The sequence below is a fragment of the Bacteroidota bacterium genome, from assembly GCA_030706565.1.
GTDB lineage: Bacteria > Bacteroidota > Bacteroidia > Bacteroidales > JAUZOH01 > JAUZOH01.
This window is the reverse complement of sequence record JAUZOH010000026.1, coordinates 1-19,505: the sequence shown is the minus strand read 5'-3', so window position 1 is coordinate 19,505 and position 19,505 is coordinate 1. Positions and strand designations below refer to the sequence as shown.

The window sequence follows — 19,505 nt, the reverse complement described above, 5'->3', positions numbered from 1 at the left end:
TGCATATTGGCGTTCAAGAGGGACAAAAAGGCAATGTTTCCAATATCCTATTCCGGGAGAATTATACCCTGGTCACCTTTGGTATTGTGATGCATGATTTCTGGTTTATTAAATCCAAGTTTGATTAATTCTGAATGATCAGAGTGTAAGATATTGGAAAAATGATATTGGGTAAGATTTTCTGTTGTTATTCTTCAACTCTGTTGATGGGAAAGAAGATTTTGCCAGTTCTTTTCCTGTGCTTTTTCTATTGTAACCTTTGGGGACAACAGGATACTACGCTTGAGGGAAATTCAAAAGCCGATAGTGTTAAAACCAAAAAAGGTTGGAGCTTTGGTGCTGTACCTGCCCTGGGTTTTGATACTGACATAGGTTTTAAATATGGTGCTGTAGTAAATCTTTTTAATTACGGTAAAGGTGATATTTATCCTAATTATCTTTATTCTATTTATTTTGAATGGTCACGTACTACCAAAGGCAGCGGCATTAATCAGATTTTTTTTGATTCAAAATATCTTCTTCCCTGGAAAATCCGTATCACTTCTGACCTGAGTTTTTTGACGGAACAGACACTTAATTTTTATGGATTTAACGGATACCAGGCTTATTATAACCATGCTTTGGAAGATGAACAAAGCAACCAATATATTTCCAGGGTTTTTTACCGTTGTGACCGCCGCCTGCTGAAGTTTACAACCGATCTCCAGGGGAAATTAACAGATAATAACCTGAGATGGCTGGCAGGAATTGCTGTTTTTGACACAAAAGTTTCTTCTGTAGACATAGGGAAACTGAATGAGGGCAAAGCTGAAAAAGATAAGTTGCCTGATGTCCCGGGATTATACGATCGCTATGTTAGCTGGGGTATTATTCCCGCCGGTCAGGCGAAAGGCGGTACCAGCAATTTCTTAAAACTGGGGCTAATATACGATAGCCGGGATAATGAGCCCAATCCGATGAAGGGGATATGGACCGAAGCCATGTTGATGGTTGCCCCTTCTTTTACGGGGAATAAAAAGTTTGACTATACCCAGTTAGCCCTTATCCACCACCAATATTTTACCCTGGCTGAGAAAAAACTTTCACTGGCTTGCCGCATTGGCTGGCAAACAAAACTTAGCGGACACATTCCTTTTTACATGTTGCCTTATATGTTAAGTTCTTATCAGACCTATGACGGTTTGGGAGGGGCAAAAAATATGAGGGGCATATTGCGTGACCGGGTAGTAGGAGATGGTTTCGCGTATTCGAATGCTGAATTGCGCTATAAGTTTTTAAGGACTATGCTTTTTAAGCAGAATTTCTATATCGCACTAAGTGGTTTTGCAGATGCGGGTATGGTAACCCGTAAATATAAATTTGATATTGCCGGGGTGCCTCAGGATCAAAGATACTTCTTTGCAGATAATGCTGAAAAACCTCATGTTTCCTGTGGAGGGGGATTACATTTTGCCCTGAATGAGAATTTTATTGTGGCTTTTGATTATGGAATGGCCACAGATAGAAGGGATGGAAATTCAGGTTTCTATATTAACCTGAATTTCCTTTATTAATTATAAGTGTATTTTCCGGTTGATATAATCGCTGAAATCATTCGGTATGGGGGCGTATTTCTTGTGAAATAATTCAGATGAAATGATGAAATCTGCAGTGGAACGGTTACTTGCAGTAGGTACATTGTAAAGTACCGTGATTCTTAAAAGCGCTTTTACATCAACATCATGGGGCTGAGTAAACATGGGATCCCAGAAGAATATTACAATATCAATTTCTCCCTGACTGATTAAACCACCCAATTGCATGTCTCCTCCCAGCGGGCCACTTTTTAATTTTACGACGGGATATTTCATTGGAGGAAGTCCTTCTTCCTCAATTTTCCGGTTCAATGTTTCTTCCACTAACTTCCCTGTAGTGCCTGTACAGACAATTTTGTGGTTTACAAGTTCTTTCCAGTTCCATTCAACCCATTCTTCCATATCTTTTTTGGTATGGTCATGAGCTACCAGAGCAATTCGTTTCACTTTATCCATATTCATTGATTTTTTAGTTGGCAAAGAAGTTAATTCCGAACAAAACTAAAGAAATTTTCGATATATCTATGTCATTATTTTCCCTAACCATTCAAAAAATAAATATTACTTTTGTCGCATAAAATTTGAGATGTTTTTTGTTTTTAAAAGACATTTCGAAATTGATGCGTTTTATTTTTTATTTGAATGGCAAGGAAAAAGAAATTTTTTAGTTTTAAAAAGCAAAGCCTTACAGTAAAGATACTTATTTCAGCGTTGGCTTTACTGATGTTCATAGTCTTTATTAAGGGATTTGAGACCTTCAGGGAGATATACATGTCCAATGTTGTTTTGCATGGTCAAAAGACATCGTATGTCTGTATCCCTACTGGTTCTAAACTGGAAGATGTAAGCAATCTTTTGTACGAAAAAAATTATATTGTCAACAAACGTTCGTTCGAATGGCTGGCTGAAAAGATGAACTATCGTCACCATGTACATCCTGGCCGTTATAAATTAAAAAACCACATGAGTAACAACAGTCTTATTAAGCTGTTGCGTTCGGGAGAGCAGGAACCTGTTCATCTGGTTTTCAACAGTATCCGCACAAAGGATGAGTTTGCTGAAAAAATTGCTTCTCAGATTGAAGCTAAAAAAGAGGCAGTACTTGACCTGCTCAATGATGCCGATTTTCTTTCAAAATATAACTTTAAACCGGCCACAGTTATGGCCATGTTCATCCCCAATACTTATGATATTTACTGGAATACTTCTGCAAAGAAATTTTTGGGGAAGATGTATAATGAGTATAATAGGTTTTGGACGGACAGCCGGATTGCTAAAGCCAAGAACATCGGTTTAAGTAAGGTTGAAGTGATTACCCTGGCTTCTATTGTTAGTGAAGAATCAAATAAAGTTGACGAAATGCCTAAAATTGCCGGGGTTTATATGAACCGGCTGAATAAAGGAATGAAACTTCAGGCTGATCCGACAATCCGTTTTGCTTTAAATGATTTTACCATCAAACGTGTGCTGAATAAAGACTTGGAAGTAAAATCCCCTTACAATACATATTTGTATGAGGGTTTACCCCCTGGGCCTATATGCATCCCTTCTTTAGCTGCTATCAATTCCGTGCTGAATTATAAACATCACAATTATTTATATTTTTGTGCCAAAGAGGATTTTTCGGGTTATCATAATTTTGCAAGTACGGTACCGCAACATAAACAGAATGCCATCAGGTATCAGAAAGCTTTGAACCAACGCAATATTTTTAAATAATCATAATATTATTAATAGCAGGTTTCTTTAGTATAGTTTATCGTAAATTACGATTTGAATTTGATTTAGATTTTTATGGAAAGTAGTGTCGAGAAATATAAAATGATTGCCAAGACTTTTGTAGGATTGGAAGGCGTTTTGGCAAAGGAGTTGAACGATTTAGGGGCTGAAGAGGTCACTATCTTGAAAAGGGCAGTGTCGTTTACCGGTGACAAAAAAATGATGTATAGGGCTAACTTTAACCTGCGTACAGCTTTAAGAATTTTGAAACCTGTATTTTCTTTTCAGGCATCAGATAACGATCAACTTTATAAGGCGATCTATGATTTTGACTGGAGTCAGTATATTAAACTCGGGCATACTATTGCTATAGATGCTGTGGTTAATTCAAAATATTTCAACAACTCTCAATATGTGGAACTTAAGGTAAAGGATGCCATTGTTGATCAGTTTAGGGAAAGAATTGGCAAACGTCCTTCTGTGGATTTGGAGAATCCTTCTATCCGGATTAATATACATATTTCAGAAGATAATTGTGATGTACTTCTTGACAGTTCGGGAGATTCCTTGCATAAAAGAGGGTACAGGGTTTCCACTGATATAGCCCCTCTGAATGAGGTGCTTGCTGCCGGGATGATTATGCTTTCCGGTTGGGAGGGCAAAACAGATTTTGTTGACCCCATGTGTGGCTCTGGCACTCTTCTGATTGAGGCTGCGCTTATTGCTATGGGTATCCCTCCGGGTATCTATAGAAAGCGTTTTGGCTTTGAAAACTGGTTGGATTTTGATCCGGATTTGTTCAGTGAAGTCACTGAAGATGATTCTTCTACTAGGGATTTTAACTGCGAGATAGTTGGTTCGGACATCTCTTCCAAAGCCATTCAGATTGCACGTACAAATTTGAGAAATGCTTCCCTGCATAATAAAGTTAAGTTAAATGTTTGTTCTTTCGAAGAAACATCCGGAGCCGCTTTTCAACATAAAGGATTGCTGGTTACCAACCCTCCTTACGGAGAAAGAATGAGAAAAACCAATATCTTTAGTTTCTATAAAGCAGTGGGCGATCATCTCAAGAAGGAATATACAGGTTTCGATGCCTGGATTATCAGCAGTAATTTTGATGCTTTGAAGTATTTTGGCTTACATCCCGATAAAACTTATACTCTTTATAATGGGGCCCTGGAATGTAAATTCCAAAGGTTCCTGCTTTATGCAGGTTCAAGAAAAAGCAATCCGGTTCTGTCCTCTACTGAAGAATAGCAACAGGATGAAAGTTTAAGTTAGATATTTTATTTTTTACTTAAAAAAATAGGTAAAAAATAAGATTGTCCTTAAAAAATTTTTAATTTTAAAAAGATTAAAGAATAGATTTTTAGTGGTTGGAATAGGTTAGAGGTATAGTGATTTGGGCTTTTTTATTCTGTTAAACGTAAGGCGAAATTTAATCCCAGATGAATTTTGATTTAGAGCATTTTTATGATGAGTTATACGAGAAAAACATCCTTTTGGCTTATAAAGGATGTATTACATCTGAATTAATTGACTATGTACTCGAGGCTATTGAAATAAAGTTGAATGAAACAAAAGAAGATGGAAAGTTAAAAAGAAGGATTTACAATGTGATGGTTGAAACCTTACAAAATTTATATCATCACCTGGATAATCCTCCTGAAAATAGCGGATTTGACTTTGATCCTAATTTTGGCATACTGGTTGTTTCTAAAGAAGGCAAGGAATATGTTATCTCAACAACGAATTTTATTTTAACCACTAAAATAAAATTTTTAAAAGATAGAATTGATAAGATAAACTCTCTGACAGAAGAAGAGTTGAAAGAAATGTATAAGTTTATTTTAAACCATCAAAGGCTTACGTCAAAAGGAGGCGGTGGTCTGGGTTTTGTTGATATTGCCCGTAAAACTGGTAACAAAATGCAGTATATATTTAATGAATTTAATGGAGATTATTATTTATTCACATTGAACATTTCTGTCTCATAATTTTTTGTTTGGTAAGTAATTAAATTAATTATAACAAGTATGGAATCACTTTTTGTTGAAGGAACACAAAAAACGCCTACTGTTAACTTTGATGCAAGTAAAGGCATTATTGAAATCAAAGGACGTTCTATACCTGAAAACTCAATCGAATTTTATAAGCCATTGGTTGACTGGCTTGAAAATTATGCTCAAAATGCACAGGGATCTACTGTTGTGAATATTCAACTCGAATATTTCAATACCAGTTCTTCGAAATGTATTCTCGATGTCTTTAAAAAACTTGAGGCTATTTATAAAAACAACCATCCGGTTAATATTAACTGGTATTACGAGGAAGATGACGAGGATATGCTGGAGGCTGGTGAGGATTATGAATCTATTATTCATGTTCCTTTTAACATGGTCGAGATCCAGTAAATTTTTAGGTTTTAGCCTTTACGATTTTCAATAGGATGAGTGCTCTTTCTTTTCAGGGCCAAATAGAAATAATAATTTTTTCAGCCATCTAAAATAGAGGGCAACATAAAAAAGGACCGTAATTAGCCAGATGATAATCAGATTAATTACAAAAGTGCTTAGATAAGCTCCCATGATTTGTTTTCTTGGGGCATAAAAATGAGCTTTGATAAACTTGTCCGGCGAATCATAAAAGACGGGATCAATTTTCTGATAAAGATGATGGTGATATTCCACAATTCGATCTGTTTCATTTGAATTGGTTACCAGCTCGCGCAAAGATTCGTTATCATATTCCCTTTTAATTTTTAAAAATTCCTGCTTCTGTTTTTCGGTAGTCTGAAAAGAAGAAATCAACTTGTCTTTTTCTGCATTGGCTTTATTGTAAAGTTCTATATAATAATTGTTCAATTCATCCAGGTAGGATTTGAGCTTTTTAAGCGTCTTTTCATCGGGATATCCCTGTCCCAATTGATTGATTCCTTTATATTGAATTAACTGGTTTGCTGAATTCTCCTGGCTTATTTCATTTTTTAAGGTGATGAAATTGTCAGTAACTTTCTTTTTATCCAGGTCCGGATTTTCTTCAAATTCATCGACTTTATTTCTTAAATTTTTGATCCAATAAGTCCTTTTATATTCGGCAATACTCATTGCTTTATCATACTTGTACAGAGGCTTTTCATATCGGTTTTCCTTGAACTGATATACGGCAAGTGCCTCATAAGCCCATCGGGCAATAATGATTTCTCCGTAAAGCGGAATATTCTCGGGAGAAGATATACTGGGATTTATTTTTTCGTATTTTACCAATACTCCACTAAGGATGATTTGAGGGATTACCAGAAAAGGAATGAGAATATAGATTGTTACGACTGTTTTAAAACTGTCGGAAATGACCAGTCCCATCAGATTTGCTGCAACCCAGGTGCTGAATAAGATCAGCCAGTATTCCAGAAACATTCCTTTTACCTCTATGATGGAATTGCCGATCACCACAAACAAAAATGATTGAATTGCCGAAATTACCAGCAGTACAAATATCTTGGACATCAGATAGGCCGACCAGCTCAGGTTTAGAAAGGTTTCCCGTTTGCGTATTTTTCTGTCCTTAATGATTTCTTCAGCACTTACTGTTAATCCAATAAAAATGGCAACTATGACCGACATGAAAATGTAAACCGGAAGGTTGCTGTTGTCATTGAAAGTATAACCAAACTTGTTGGTAATGTTTACATTACGGTACTTGATGATATACGACAGCAGAAACGCGAGGATGGGCGTTTCAAGAAGATTGATTACCAGATATTGTTTGTTGGCAAGTTTGGAAAGCACATCCCGTTTTATAAAAACCCGGAACTGGTTAAACCAGTGCGGGATTTTAAAAGAAATTTCAGGAATTTTTTTGACAGCAGTCAGCGGTTTGCGGTTGCTTTTTTGATATTTATTATAGAATTCGTTCCATTCCTTGGGCGAAATCTTACGGGTATGGGTAATTTTGCCCTCTTCATCCAGCACATGAGCCTCTACAATGTTGAAAATTTGTTCGGGATTAACATTTCCGCAGGAATGGCATTCACTTTCATTACAGTTGGCCTGATGCACCCTGGATTTAAAATAGATAATCGAATCGATGGGATTCCCGTTATAAATCAAATAACCGCCATAATCTAAAATAAGCAGCCGGTCGAACATTTTAAAAATATCCGATGAGGGCTGATGGATCACCACAAACACCAGTTTTCCCCTAAGGGATAATTCCTTTAGGAGATCCATGATATTTTCCGAATCTCTTGAAGAAAGACCGGAGGTGGGTTCATCCAGGAAAAGGACAGAGGGTTCCCTGATCAGTTCAAGGGCGATATTCAGTCGTTTACGCTGCCCTCCGCTGATTTTTTTATGGAAGGGATTGCCTACCTGGGTATCTTTGATCTCTAATAAACCAAGGTTCTCCAACATTTTATTGACTGCTTCATCAATCTGCTGCCCGCTATAATTGCTGAAACACAATTTTGCATTGTAATACAGGTTCTGATAAACGGTGAGTTCCTCAATAAGTAAGTCGTCCTGTGATACATAACCAATAAGCCCTTCAATTTTATTCTTATCGGTATGGATGTTGATGCCATTGATCAGTACTTCCCCTTTTGTGGGCTTTTCTGATCCATTCAGCACATTGAGCAATGTGGACTTACCGGCACCGCTGGCTCCCATTATACCTACCAGTTTACCCGATTTTTCGGAGAAATCCAGCTTGTGGATGGCTTGTTTGCCATTGCTGAATTTATATTCCAGATGATTGACCTCAAGGGTGATTTTTGAGTTAAAGGTGGCTTCGTTGAGAATACCTACAATATCACTGTAATAGATGGGCGTGATTTGAGGGTTGCGGATGGAGGCTCCGATATTGAATACATAAACCTTGTCGTGCTGGAGCAACTGCCCGTTCATGTACATTTCGCTCTTGCCTATATAGCGGATGAGGTACATGTTGGTGCTGGCTACATTTAATATACGAATCTGACCTTCAAGAAATTCCGAATAAATATGTTTGGTTTTTTCAGAGACGAAATCACGGTTATTGTCAATGACTGCAATTTTTGACGAATTGGGGACTTGCTCAAAGGGATTTAATACAAACGATTTGATCCGCTTATATTCTATTTCTGGAATGTTAAAAGTATCGGCAACGGTACTGATGAAAGCAAATTCCTGTTCTGTTATTTCATCGGTTTGATGATTGTCTGATTTGACGAATTCAAGTAACTGGTCTAAAACAATTACTTTTTGATTTTGAGTGAGTTCTTCATTTATTTCGGTGCAAATCACCAATATCCGGACTGAGCTGGCCGATGTCCTTTTCTTTAACTTGTCGGTTTCTTTTTGCCTGTCCTGATGAATGGCACAATACCGGTCAAATTCTTTTAAATATTCGGCAACAAGTTCCTGGTTTAGCTGCTTTTTAAGAATATTCTCCACTATTACCCTCCTGTCTTTCGATCTGCCTTCAGGACGGGCAATGATGGCAAATAATTGCATCAGGGCTTTTAAGATCTGCTCACTCATACATTTGTTTAAATGACTTTAAAAGTATATGTTTTTAATCAAATTTTAAAGAAAATTATTTCTCCTGCCAGGATAAAATCTTTTATACTTAAGGGGTTGTTTTATTACCTTTGTAATTAAATTAAAAAATAACAAACGGATTTTATTTAGTTAAAAGTTTATTTTTTATCGAATTTATTCATTATTTGCTTTTACACCAACTATTTAGATAATTTTTTTATGATGAAGCGATTTTTTCAACTTTTCTTATTCTTTTTTTTAGCCGACCTTTTTCCTTTTGAACTTATTGCCCAGAACAGGAACTTAACTATTGATCAGGCTACCCTGGGGCGTTACCGGGAATTTTACCCTCAAACATTAACACAGTTGCAATGGAGGGCAGGTGATGAAACCCTTACTTTTGTCGACGAAGGTGGGAATGCAATCGAGCAGATTGACAAGATAAGCGGTAAGAAAACACTTTTGGTTGACATTTACACGCTAAATGCTGTTTTGCAAAAAAATGATATTAAAAATCTTGATTTTTTCCCGGATTTCAAATGGATTGATCGAAATTCAATTGCTTTTCAATGGGACAACCACTTTCTGATTTACAATGTCTTACAGAAAAAACTGGAAAAAAATCTCAAGTATGACGGGCGGGCAAAAAATGTAAACTTATCTTTTCAGAATGATGCTTTGGCTTATACCTTGGGAAATAATCTTTATTTGCTGGATAAAGATGCTGTGGTCAAAGATATCACTCATGACAGCGACTTGAATATTGTTAACGGGAATATAGTAAGCCGTAATGAATTCGGTATAAATAAGGGGATATTTTGGTCACCCAAAGGTGATTACCTGGCATTTTACCGCAAGGACGAATCCAATGTGACCGATTACCCTTTGGTGGATGTTACTCAGCGGATTGCTACTCTTAAAAATATTAAATATCCAATGGCTGGAGAAAAGAGCGAACATGTCTCCCTGGGTGTCTATGATATAAAAACTGGTAAAACTCTGTTTATAGAAAATGATAAATCTTCTGAACAGTATCTGACAAATATTTCCTGGGATCCTTCTGAAAAATACATTTACATTGCGGTTCTTAACCGTGAACAGAATCATCTCTGGCTAAATAAATATGAGGTTGCCACCGGCCAAAAAGTAAAAACTCTTTTTGAAGAGACGGATAACCGTTATGTTGAACCTTTGAATCCTCTTTATTTTTTGAAAGCCCAACCTGATGAGTTTATCTGGCAAAGCAGGCGCGATGGGTATAACCACCTTTATTTGTACACCACAGAAGGGAAATTGATCAGGCAATTGACCAGTGGCCCTTGGGAAGTCTTGGATTTATACGGAGATGATGTGAAAAGTGAAAATGTTTTCTTCGCTTCAACAAAAGAAAGTCCCTTGGACCGGCAGACTTATAAAGTAAAAATTTCATCAGGCAATGTGGAAGCTCTTACTTCTGTTCAGGGTACCCATCATACGAAGTTCGATGCTGCCGGAAATCTTTTTATTGACCAGTACAACAGTACTACTATTCCCAATAAAATTGAAGTTTGTAATACAAAGGGAAAACGATTATCCACTTTACTCACAGCTCCCAATAAATTAGCTGATTATAAACTTGGCGAAGAAACTGTCTCTACCCTCAAGTCAGCTGATGGGACAACGGATTTATATTACAGGCTGGTTAAACCGGTTGATTTCGATCCTCATAAAAAATATCCGGTCGTTGTTTATGTTTATGGCGGGCCGCATGACCAGCTGGTCACCAATGAATGGCATATCGGTATTGATTTATGGCAGCAATATATGGCCGGAAAGGGTTATGTTTGCTTTATGCTCGACAACAGGGGCTCTTCAAACCGGGGCATGGCCTTTGAAAGCATTATCCACAGGCATTTGGGGCAGAATGAAATGGCTGATCAGATGAAAGGAGTCGAATTTCTGAAAAGCCTGCCTTATATAGACAGTACCCGTATTGGCGTACATGGTTGGAGTTTTGGCGGATTTATGACTACTTCGTTGATGCTTCACCATCCTGAAACTTTTAAAGTGGGTGTTGCCGGCGGGCCTGTGATTGACTGGAAATATTATGAGGTAATGTATGGAGAACGCTATATGGATATGCCTCAGGAAAATCCGGAAGGATATCAGCAGTGCGATTTGAAAAATTATGTGCAGAATTTGAAGGGAAAATTATTGATTATTCATGGCTGCCTTGATTCTACAGTTGTTTGGCAACATAGCCTGACCTTTTTAAAGGCTTGCATAGATAATAAAGTGTTGGTGGACTATTTCGTTTATCCTACGCACGAACATAATGTAAGGGGAACCGACAGGATACATTTGATGCGCAAGGTTACCGAATATTTTGATGAATATCTCAAATAGCCCTGACAAGCCGGAAACTGGTTTTAATGGTTTGCCCGTTTCTCAAAACCTCTACCTTTAGCTTTTTACCTTCTCTTCGTTCAAACATATAGAGAATATCGCTAATAGTGAGGTTTTGACAAGGTTGTCCGTTGATTGATATGATGATGTCATCTCTTTTCAATCCGGCCAAGTCGGCAGGTGAGCCCTCACTGATATTGGTGATGGTATAAATTCTCAATCCGGGGAAAATGGCTGCAATTTCAATACCACTCATGTTGTAAGTAAAGGGGTCCTTAAATGTCGAGTTGGGAGTCAGGGTGATTTTCTCATTCCTGTAGTCAAGTAGAACGGTGAATTTTCTAAGAATTTCTTCACCTATACTTCCATTTCGTTTATCGAGTTCAGTCAGACTGCTAAGGTAAGCAGAATCCGGGAAGGCGGTTATCACCTGATTCATTTCCTGATTGCCTACGGCTACTTTTTTGATTCTTCCCAGTTGCCCATAAACATCCCCGTTTAATCCGCTTCCCAGGTAAGCATTGATTACTTTCTGGGGCATTTTGATGCTGTCGTTGGAATTGGGCAAGAGCCAGATGGAATAACTGGCCCCACTGTCAATGAGCAATCGAACGGGGATTTCCACGCCATTTTCCAGGGTGATTTTTGCATTGATATAGGGCTTGGTGTCATCCATATTGAGGGGAATGGTCATTGATTTCCGCCTCTTTTTATAAACATAAGTTTTGGGATTGTAAAAGGTGAGCAGCTTCCGTTCATAGTTTATTTCCAGGATGAAATCTTTGATCAGGCTGTAGCCGATCAATCCATTTATTCTGGTCCCTAATTTTGAAGATAAATCAAGCCTTTTGTCAAGTAATATACATACATCCTGGTGCATGCCGTGTATTTTACCTATAGTAATTTCGTTTTCGAAAGTATGCAGGGCATTTAAGGTCTGGTCGTCACCCAGTCCGTGCAATCGAATTGGCCTGGAATATTTGTAGGTCATGCTGTCGCGTTCCGAATAATCGGCCAGAATGGTTGCATTTAAGCCCGTGTCCAGGACAAACTGGAAAGTGTCTGATTTGTTGATTTTTACCGGAATGATGATCAGATTGCTGATTAATTTAAAGGGTAAAGAATATGATTTTTTTTTGGAATCGGTAATGATAAATTTCTTGGGATTACTTTGAGCATAAATACAAAATGTCTCCGTAATAACTAACAAAATAAAAAGACAGGTTTTATATAAAAACTTTCCTTTTTGTGGTGGCTTCATCTAAGTGGTTTTAGGCTATAGTAAATGTATTTAAATTTATGATAACTTATTCCGTTTTTCTCCTTTTTTAAATAATAAATTTTGTTATTTTTTAACAATAAGCAGTTTTTTGTTTTTTCCTGCGGACAGGAAAAACATCTTATGTCTTGTAATGATATATAAAATATTAGTAAGGATTAATTAAAAAAATTTATCATTGAATGAAATCTGTAAAAATGTCAGCTGTTGTTGTGTGTTTGTTGACAAAATGTCTTAATTTTCCTGCGTTTTTATATTGGCTGCAGATTTGTAGAAAGGTCTGAGAAAATAGATAAAATCATGAATACTGATAATTTTACAATCAAGTCACAGGAAGCTATTCAACAGGCTTTCACCATTGCCCAGGGACATGGTCAACAGGCAGTGGAAACGGGACATTTGCTTAAAGGAATTATAGAAACCTCTGAGAGTCTTATTTCCTTTTTGATGAATAAACTTGGGGCGAATTTAAACAGGATATCCTCTGTATTGGACAAGATTATTGAATCATATCCCAAGGTGAGCGGCGGGGAACCTTATCTGTCGAATGATGCAAGCAATGCGCTGATGAAAGCCATGAATTTCTCAAAGGAGTATGGCGATCAGTTTGTTTCTGTCGAACACTTATTCCTGGGGATACTGGCTTTGGGAGACAGCATTTCACAGATGCTTAAAGATAATGGGATTTCTAAATCAGATCTGGCCAAAGCTATTAAGGAACTTCGTAAAGGTTCAAAGGTAACCAGTCAGACCGCTGAAGATACCTTTAATTCACTCAACCGCTTTGCCATTAATCTGAATGAGAAAGCCCGTCAGGGTAAGCTCGATCCGGTCATCGGCAGGGACGAGGAAATCAGAAGGGTATTGCAAATCCTTTCAAGGCGTACAAAGAACAATCCTATTCTGATAGGAGAGCCGGGTGTCGGTAAGACTGCTATTGCCGAAGGCCTTGCTCAGCGGATTGTGAATGGTGATGTTCCTGAAAACTTGAAATCGAGGCAGATATTCTCTCTGGATATGGGCGCTCTTATTGCCGGTGCAAAATATAAAGGCGAATTTGAGGAGAGGTTGAAAGGAGTGGTGAAAGAAGTGGTGGAATCCAATGGCGAGGTCATCCTTTTTATAGATGAAATTCATACTTTGGTGGGCGCCGGACAAAGCGAAGGGGCCATGGATGCTGCAAATATCCTCAAACCTGCTCTGTCAAAAGGCGATTTGAGGGCTATTGGTGCCACTACCCTGAATGAATACCAGAAATATTTTGAAAAAGATAAAGCTCTGGAACGGCGTTTCCAGATTGTTATGATTGACGAACCTGATGTGTTGAGCTCAATATCTATCTTGCGGGGTCTGAAGGAACGCTATGAAAGTCATCATAGGGTAAGGATTAAGGATGAAGCCATCATCTCGGCTGTTGAACTTTCGCAGCGCTATATTACCAATCGTTTTCTGCCCGATAAGGCCATTGACCTGATTGATGAGGCAGCCGCAAAGCTTAGGTTTGAGATGGATTCTGTTCCGGAGGAGGTTGATGAAGTGGAACGCCATATTCAGCAGCTTGAAATTGAACGTGAGGCCATCAAACGGGAAGGCGAACAGGTTAAACTCAGGGATATTGAAAAGGAGTTGGCCGATTTGAACGAGGAAAGGGCCAGGTTGCGCGCAAAATGGCAGGAAGAAAAAGGCCTGGTCGATCAGATTCAAAAGAATAAATCGGATATTGAAAACTTCAAATTGCAAGCCGAACAGGCCGAACGCAATGGAAATTATGGATTGGTTGCTGAACTGCGCTATGGAAGGATTAAAGAAGCGGAACATAACATTGAGGCTTTAAAGGAAGAACTGAAGAAGAAACAAACCGATTCGATTTTAATCCGCGAAGAAGTGGGCAGTGAGGATATTGCGGAAATTGTTTCAAAATGGACGGGCATTCCGGTTAATAAAATGTTGCAGAGCGAAAGGGAAAAACTTCTTTCCATGGAGAATGATTTGCATAAACGGGTAGTAGGGCAGGAGGAAGCTATTGAAGCTATTTCCAATGCTATTCGGCGTAACCGTGCCGGGTTGCAGGATGCCAGAAGGCCTATTGGCTCTTTCCTGTTTATGGGGACTACCGGTGTCGGTAAAACAGAACTGGCCAAAGCTTTGGCTGAGTTCCTGTTTAACGATGAAAATATGATGACCCGTATCGATATGTCTGAATATCAGGAACGCTTTTCTGTTTCCCGGCTCATCGGAGCACCTCCGGGATATGTGGGATACGAGGAAGGTGGACAACTGACCGAGGCTGTCCGTAGAAAGCCTTATTCGGTGGTGTTGCTCGATGAAATAGAGAAAGCTCATCCGGATGTATTCAATATCCTTCTGCAGGTGCTTGATGACGGCCGTCTGACCGATAGCAAAGGCCGGGTGGTGAATTTTAAAAACACCATTATCATCATGACCTCCAATGTGGGATCTGATCTGATCAGGGAAAATTTCGAACATCTTACGGACGCTAACCGGGATGAAGTAATTGAAAGGACAAAGAACCAACTTTTTGAATTGATGAAAAGGACCATTCGCCCTGAATTTTTAAACCGTATTGACGAACTGATCATGTTTACTCCTTTGACAAGGTCCGAAATCAGGCAGATTGTGAAATTACAGTTTGCCCATATACAAAAGATGATGGAGGCTAATGAGGTGAAGATGTCTATTACTGATGCGGCTATTGACTGGATCGCTAATGCGGGTTTTGATCCTCAGTTTGGTGCAAGGCCCATTAAACGGACTATGCAGAAGTATATCCTGAATGAATTGTCAAAACATGTATTGGCAGGCGATATCAATAAAGATAAGGAAATCAGGATCGATTGCGATAAAAACGGGTTGTCGTTCAAACATTTATAATCCCAATTCCTGGTCGATTAAAATGATTTTAATTCTGTTTTTTGGAAAAGATTTCTCTGTAATTGTCCAGGTGTTGCAAAGCCTTTGCGGGCTTTTACAATCTATGCACTGAAGCGTTTTTTGACAGGGCGTTTTCATGTTGGGGTGACGAAGGGCATTTAGCGGGGCAATTTTCTTCACTCTTTGAAAGGCTTCATCCAGGTCCTTGACAATCTTGTTTTTCCCGATAAACAGGACTACTTTTCGCGGGCCGAAGGTTAGGGCTGCGACCCGGTTTCCTACCATATCCAGGTTGACCAGTTGGCCTTTGGCAGTCACGGCATTTGTCCCGGTCAGGAACATATCGCAGGTAAAAGCTTTTTTCCGCCTGTCAATCTGTTCTTTCCAGGTCAGGGTGCTGTCAAATGGATCGATGACCTGCAGGTTTTTATCCTGTTTAAGTTCATCAAGGACATGGGTGGAATAAAGAGTCAATGAATCTCCCCAACAAAGGGAAGCGGGCTTTTCTATTTTGAAAATTTTTTCAAAGAAGATGGATTTCGCTTCTTCAGGATCTTTGGAAATATAGGTTTCAAAATTATTTTTCTCAAGTTGTTTTTTTAGTTCAGATAAATCGTACATGGAAATTTATTGTTTTAAAAAATTTGTTAGTGCATATCCGGTCAGGATCATCCCTGTACCCACCATCAAATAGGGAAAATGCAGTGGAAAATAAAATGATCTCAACATGATGATTTCCACAATCAACCAGATGGTTAAAATGCATCCCTGTAATATGGTCAGATAAGGATAATACCTGTTTTTAAGGAGGGCAAGAATTCCGGTCACGGTACTGAAAAGCCCATTAAAGGTAAAGAGAATAATGCCGGGAATAAGGAAATTGGTAAATGGCGAATATCTTAACATTGAAAGGGGCATCTGCATCAATTTTCCTGAAGGATCAAATATAAGTCCCAGGCCTCCCCATATTGCTGATGCAGCATTAAAAAACAGCAGGACTATAGCTGTAATCCAAATTCTTTTTATTCTGGTTTTTGTTTTATCAGATAACATGGAAATAAAATAAAAAAGGTGAAAGCCCTTGTCTGGCCTTCACCTTTTGAGTTAATTTAAGGGATGATGTTCCCTGAATTTCTTCAACCGTTCTTCCAGTGCGGGAATTTGATCATTTCTGAATTGCGACACACAGGCCCGGAGCCCTTCAAACTCACTTCCGGTGATATCAAGGGAAATAGCACTGATTCCGTAAAACAACAGTTCTTCAATCAGCTGTGAACCGCTCATCCCCGGATAAATGATGGTGAAATAAAAGCCGTCCGAAACCGGCTGGTCAATATCCTTGTCATAAACGATTTTAAAACCGTTATCGATGAACATTTTTTTCATCATTTGAGCTCTTCTGCCATATTCGCTGATGTCTTTGACGAAATCGTAGGTGCCGTCGTTTACGGCCTTAAGCATGGCAGCCATTCCATATTGCGTTGAATGGGGCGCCCCTGCCGTCAGGGCATAAATGGCGCCATAAGTTACGGCATGCCCGAAATGATCGGAAGAATAATACCTTAGTAGATCAGGATAATGTCTGTTATAAAGTTTATCTGACATCAAAATTAAACCTGTCCTTTGTCCGGCATAGCTGAATACTTTCGAACCTGAGAAGGTTAGATAATAGTTGTCGGTATAATGGGCAACTGTTGATTGGAAAGGAGGTTTGCCGGGAGTTCCCATTTTTTTACGAAAGTCCATGGCAAAGTAGGCGAGGTCTTCAACAACAATCACATCATATTGGGTGGCCAATTCACCTATAATTTGAAGTTCTTCTTCTGTGAGGCACATCCAGGAAGGATTATTGGGATTGGAATACAGCAAAGTGGATATCCTGCCGCTGGCAAAATAACTTTCCAGTTTATCCTTTAACTTATCCCCCCTGTAGTTGAAAAGGTCGAACGACTGACAGGCTTGCCCCAGGATTTTACATTGCTGTTTATGAACAGGAAAACAAGGATCTATGAACAAAGTACCTTCCTTATTTCTGTCGGAGCGGTTAGCTACCAAAAATGCCGCAAAACTTCCCTGCATGGACCCGACGGTCGGTATACAGGATTTTGGGCTGATATCGATATTTAGAAAAAGTTTTGCAAAACGGGATGCTTCCTGTTTAAGTTCCGGAAGGCCTTCTATATCGGGATAAACTGAAGCTACTCCCCGGTTCAAAGCCTCAATCTCGGCATCAATGCCCATACGGGGAGGTTCAAGGCCGGGTACGCCCATTTCCATGTGGATATATTCCTGGCCTGTTGCTTTTTCAATGTCACTAATTAACTTTACAATTTCCCGGATTGAAGATTTTCCGACTTCTTTCAATCCGCTCTCTTTAATTTTTTGTTTTACGATTTCAAAATCAATTGGCGTCTGTTTCATAATTTTCTTTTGTCTATCACTCTTTTCGCTTTACCTTCACTGCGTTCGATGGTTTTGGGTTCTACCAGTTTTACATCAATGCTCAATCCAATTGCACTTTCTATCTTGTCCCTGATCTTTTTGGTCAGGTTTTGCAACTGACTAATCTTGTCGGAAACGAACTGGGGATCAATTTCAACCTGTAGTTCAATTGTGTCGAGGTTATTGATCCTGTCCACGATAAGCAGGTAATGGGGAGTTGTTTCGTTCATTTCGATCAGAACGGTTTCTATTTGTGAGGGGAAGAGATTTACGCCGCGGATGATGAGCATATCGTCCGTCCGTCCTGCACATTTCGTCATCCTGACCAATGTCCTTCCACAGGTGCATTTTTCATAAATCAGGCTGGAAAGATCATGTGTCCGGTAGCGGATCAGCGGCAATCCTTCTTTAGTGATGGTGGTAAAGACCAATTCCCCTACGCTTCCTTCAGGAAGGACTTCCAGGGTTTGGGGATCAATAATTTCCGGGATAAAATGATCTTCATAAACATGAAGTCCTTGCTGATACTGGCATTCACATGCAACGCCGGGTCCAATGACTTCGCTGAGGCCGAAAATATCGAAAGCTTTAATTCCAAGCTTTTCTTCTATCTCTTTACGCATGGCGTTTGTCCAGGGTTCAGCACCGAAAACTCCGGTACGCAGCTTGAATTCTTCTCTTTTGTATGGACTGTCGGCTATAGCTTCGGCAAGATACAAGGCATAGGAAGGGGTGCATGCAAGGGCTGTACTGCCAAAGTCGTGCATGATCTGAATTTGCCTTTGGGTATTTCCCCCGGAAACAGGGATAACGGAAGCTCCGATTTTCTCACTTCCATAATGAACGCCTAGTCCACCGGTGAATAGACCGTAACCATAAGCAATCTGGATAAAATCGTGTTTGCTCAGCCCTGCACTGGTCAAAGCCCGGGCAACAACTTCGGCCCAAGTGGCAATGTCTTTGCGGGTATAGCCTACCACAGTAGGCCTTCCGGTAGTACCAGAGGAAGCATGTACCCGAACAACTTCGCTCATAGGGACGCTGAATAAACCGAAGGGATAATTATCCCTTAAATCTGTTTTTAGGGTGAAGGGAAGTCTCTTTAAGTCATCAACTGTATGTATATCTTCCGGCCCGATACCGGATTCCTGAAGTTTGTTCCGGTAAAAAGGCACATTGTGATAAACCCGTTCTACCATATCGTGCAGACGTTGGCTCTGGCACTTGCGCATTTCCTCGCGGCTCATGCATTCAAAGGTCTGGTTCCAAATCATTGTTCTCTTGTATTATTCAAAAATAAAATTCCCTTCAACAGGTCTAAATTTCATTATTTTTTCATGAATGATGAAAATCCATCCATGATAAGTCTTAATCAACTGAATTATCTCAATTTCAGAACTCGGCCAATTGTTTTGAGCTAAGCAATTCCATATTGTTTTGCTGCAGCAGGGCAACGGTTTCTTCAATCTGTTCGGTACGAATCATCAATGCAGCTTTACTGGCGATAGAAAAAGCATACATATATTCTATGCTGATGTTTTTGTCAGACAGTAATTGGAGCACTTTGGCAAAAGACCCTGCCTGACAGGGGGTTACTACTGAAATGATGTCGGTAAGGCTTACTGAAAATTCGCGATCTTTGAGCAAAGAAAGTGCTTTTTCGGGTTCGGATACGATAAGCCTTAGAATTCC

General features: G+C 39.2%; 15 protein-coding genes. 7 read left to right on the top strand and 8 right to left on the bottom strand.

Going from position 1 to position 19,505, the window contains the following annotated elements; genetic code table 11:
- The first annotated feature begins 206 nt into the window (after window positions 1–206).
- Window positions 207–1,553, top strand: coding sequence for a hypothetical protein (locus tag Q8907_02935; GenBank protein ID MDP4273215.1), 1,347 nt, complete (start codon window positions 207–209; stop codon window positions 1,551–1,553).
- Here the strand turns inward: Q8907_02935 and Q8907_02930 are convergent, their stop codons facing one another.
- Window positions 1,554–2,030, bottom strand: coding sequence for a methylglyoxal synthase (locus tag Q8907_02930; protein ID MDP4273214.1), 477 nt, complete (start codon window positions 2,028–2,030; stop codon window positions 1,554–1,556).
- 186 nt (window positions 2,031–2,216) lie between these two features.
- On the opposite strand from Q8907_02930, the gene mltG reads away from it, so the two are divergent.
- The 4 genes from mltG to Q8907_02910 all read left to right on the top strand — a co-directional run bounded on the left by mltG (window position 2,217) and on the right by Q8907_02910 (window position 5,710).
- On the top strand, window positions 2,217–3,293 hold the full coding sequence (gene mltG / locus Q8907_02925) for an endolytic transglycosylase MltG (protein ID MDP4273213.1): 1,077 nt from the start codon (window positions 2,217–2,219) through the stop codon (window positions 3,291–3,293).
- Window positions 3,294–3,368: 75 nt separating this feature from the next.
- Window positions 3,369–4,553: a THUMP domain-containing protein gene (locus Q8907_02920; protein ID MDP4273212.1), complete on the top strand. Its 1,185-nt coding sequence runs from the start codon at window positions 3,369–3,371 to the stop codon at window positions 4,551–4,553.
- 191 nt (window positions 4,554–4,744) lie between these two features.
- Complete coding sequence (locus Q8907_02915) at window positions 4,745–5,293, top strand: SiaB family protein kinase (protein MDP4273211.1); 549 nt, start codon at window positions 4,745–4,747, stop codon at window positions 5,291–5,293.
- Window positions 5,294–5,332: 39 nt separating this feature from the next.
- Window positions 5,333–5,710: a DUF1987 domain-containing protein gene (locus tag Q8907_02910; GenBank protein MDP4273210.1), complete on the top strand. Its 378-nt coding sequence runs from the start codon at window positions 5,333–5,335 to the stop codon at window positions 5,708–5,710.
- Window positions 5,711–5,737: 27 nt separating this feature from the next.
- Here Q8907_02910 and Q8907_02905 read toward each other — a convergent pair whose 3' ends face one another.
- Window positions 5,738–8,815, bottom strand: a complete 3,078-nt coding sequence (locus Q8907_02905) for an ATP-binding cassette domain-containing protein (GenBank protein MDP4273209.1) — start codon at window positions 8,813–8,815, stop codon at window positions 5,738–5,740.
- 219 nt (window positions 8,816–9,034) lie between these two features.
- Between Q8907_02905 and Q8907_02900 the strand changes: the two genes are divergently transcribed.
- Window positions 9,035–11,200 (top strand): DPP IV N-terminal domain-containing protein, encoded by a 2,166-nt coding sequence (locus Q8907_02900; protein ID MDP4273208.1) that lies wholly within the window; start codon window positions 9,035–9,037, stop codon window positions 11,198–11,200.
- On the opposite strand, the gene Q8907_02895 is transcribed toward Q8907_02900, so the two are convergent.
- Entirely contained in the window at window positions 11,193–12,461 is a 1,269-nt protein-coding gene (locus Q8907_02895; GenBank protein ID MDP4273207.1) for an aspartyl protease family protein, read from the bottom strand. The genes Q8907_02900 and Q8907_02895 overlap by 8 nt on opposite strands.
- A gap of 318 nt (window positions 12,462–12,779) precedes the next feature.
- Here Q8907_02895 and clpB point away from each other — a divergent pair, with 318 nt between their 5' ends.
- On the top strand, window positions 12,780–15,371 hold the full coding sequence (gene clpB, locus Q8907_02890) for an ATP-dependent chaperone ClpB (protein MDP4273206.1): 2,592 nt from the start codon (window positions 12,780–12,782) through the stop codon (window positions 15,369–15,371).
- Here clpB and Q8907_02885 read toward each other — a convergent pair.
- The 5 genes from Q8907_02885 to Q8907_02865 form a co-directional block, all read right to left on the bottom strand.
- A complete protein-coding gene (locus Q8907_02885) occupies window positions 15,366–15,992 on the bottom strand; it encodes a lactate utilization protein (protein ID MDP4273205.1) in 627 nt (208 codons plus the stop codon). The genes clpB and Q8907_02885 overlap by 6 nt on opposite strands.
- A 6-nt stretch (window positions 15,993–15,998) precedes the next feature.
- Window positions 15,999–16,424, bottom strand: coding sequence for a hypothetical protein (locus Q8907_02880; GenBank protein MDP4273204.1), 426 nt, complete (start codon window positions 16,422–16,424; stop codon window positions 15,999–16,001).
- A gap of 51 nt (window positions 16,425–16,475) precedes the next feature.
- The gene (locus Q8907_02875; GenBank protein MDP4273203.1) at window positions 16,476–17,792 is read right to left on the bottom strand and encodes a pyridoxal phosphate-dependent aminotransferase; all 1,317 of its coding nucleotides are present in this window, start codon (window positions 17,790–17,792) and stop codon (window positions 16,476–16,478) included.
- The gene (locus Q8907_02870) at window positions 17,789–19,087 is read right to left on the bottom strand and encodes a phenylacetate--CoA ligase (protein MDP4273202.1); all 1,299 of its coding nucleotides are present in this window, start codon (window positions 19,085–19,087) and stop codon (window positions 17,789–17,791) included. Before Q8907_02870 ends, Q8907_02875 begins: the two co-directional genes overlap by 4 nt.
- Before the next feature lie 118 nt (window positions 19,088–19,205).
- Window positions 19,206–19,505 (bottom strand): acetolactate synthase (locus Q8907_02865; GenBank protein ID MDP4273201.1); only part of this gene is annotated, 300 nt, incomplete at its 5' end.

Bases quoted from the DNA above. Each gene is read 5' to 3' on its own strand.
- Q8907_02935 (MDP4273215.1), top strand. From the start codon at position 207: ATGGGAAAGAAGATTTTGCCAGTTCTTTTCCTGTGCTTTTTCTATTGT.
- Q8907_02930 (MDP4273214.1), bottom strand. From the start codon at position 2,030: ATGGATAAAGTGAAACGAATTGCTCTGGTAGCTCATGACCATACCAAA.
- mltG (MDP4273213.1), top strand. From the start codon at position 2,217: ATGGCAAGGAAAAAGAAATTTTTTAGTTTTAAAAAGCAAAGCCTTACA.
- Q8907_02920 (MDP4273212.1), top strand. From the start codon at position 3,369: ATGGAAAGTAGTGTCGAGAAATATAAAATGATTGCCAAGACTTTTGTA.
- Q8907_02915 (MDP4273211.1), top strand. From the start codon at position 4,745: ATGAATTTTGATTTAGAGCATTTTTATGATGAGTTATACGAGAAAAAC.
- Q8907_02910 (MDP4273210.1), top strand. From the start codon at position 5,333: ATGGAATCACTTTTTGTTGAAGGAACACAAAAAACGCCTACTGTTAAC.
- Q8907_02905 (MDP4273209.1), bottom strand. From the start codon at position 8,815: ATGAGTGAGCAGATCTTAAAAGCCCTGATGCAATTATTTGCCATCATT.
- Q8907_02900 (MDP4273208.1), top strand. From the start codon at position 9,035: ATGATGAAGCGATTTTTTCAACTTTTCTTATTCTTTTTTTTAGCCGAC.
- Q8907_02895 (MDP4273207.1), bottom strand. From the start codon at position 12,461: ATGAAGCCACCACAAAAAGGAAAGTTTTTATATAAAACCTGTCTTTTT.
- clpB (MDP4273206.1), top strand. From the start codon at position 12,780: ATGAATACTGATAATTTTACAATCAAGTCACAGGAAGCTATTCAACAG.
- Q8907_02885 (MDP4273205.1), bottom strand. From the start codon at position 15,992: ATGTACGATTTATCTGAACTAAAAAAACAACTTGAGAAAAATAATTTT.
- Q8907_02880 (MDP4273204.1), bottom strand. From the start codon at position 16,424: ATGTTATCTGATAAAACAAAAACCAGAATAAAAAGAATTTGGATTACA.
- Q8907_02875 (MDP4273203.1), bottom strand. From the start codon at position 17,792: ATGAAACAGACGCCAATTGATTTTGAAATCGTAAAACAAAAAATTAAA.
- Q8907_02870 (MDP4273202.1), bottom strand. From the start codon at position 19,087: ATGATTTGGAACCAGACCTTTGAATGCATGAGCCGCGAGGAAATGCGC.